Source organism: Pseudanabaena sp. PCC 9330, from assembly GCF_055795045.1.
Genome location: NZ_JAYFES010000002.1, coordinates 1 through 525 on the forward strand (window position 1 = coordinate 1; position 525 = coordinate 525).

Consider the following 525-nt stretch of genomic DNA (forward strand, 5'->3'; position numbering starts at 1 on the left):
TAGACTCAAAGACATGGCTGAGGTGCTTAGAATTCAACACTTTGAGCGTAACCCTCAGCCTTTCTTTCTGCACTTCACTCGTTGTCGAACTCAGGTCATTGTTAGAGACGGTAAGGGTAAGAAGAATCGGATAACGATGCTGCCAGTGAGCGCTCTCACCGAACTTCAGGATCACTTGGTCGGTATTCGACGACAACATCAGCAAGACTTAGGGCGTGGTTTTGGTTCGGTCTATCTACCGTTTGCGCTAGAGCGCAAGTATCTCAACGCCAACCGAGACTGGATATGGCAATACGTTTTCCCGGCGGGCCGAATTGTGAAAGACCCCCGCAGTGGAGAAATGCGACGGCACCACCTGCATGAAAGTGGGATTCAAAAAGCCGTCAAACAGGCTGTACGGCAGGCAGGGATCGCGAAGAAGGTGGGTTGCTGACTGCCTGACACATCTTTATGCGGCCTCCCAAGGCGGTAGTTGGCAGCGCAAGGACTGGATTCTAGAGAACCAGATGCGGTCATAATATCGGG

The 525-nt window shown here is 51.8% G+C and carries 1 protein-coding gene; it reads left to right on the forward strand.

The features are described 5' to 3' along the window. Nucleotides 1-433: site-specific integrase (locus AC0QKW_RS00010; RefSeq protein WP_473149029.1), on the forward strand; the 433-nt coding region annotated here is incomplete at its 5' end. Between the last annotated feature and the right edge of the window lie 92 nt (nucleotides 434-525).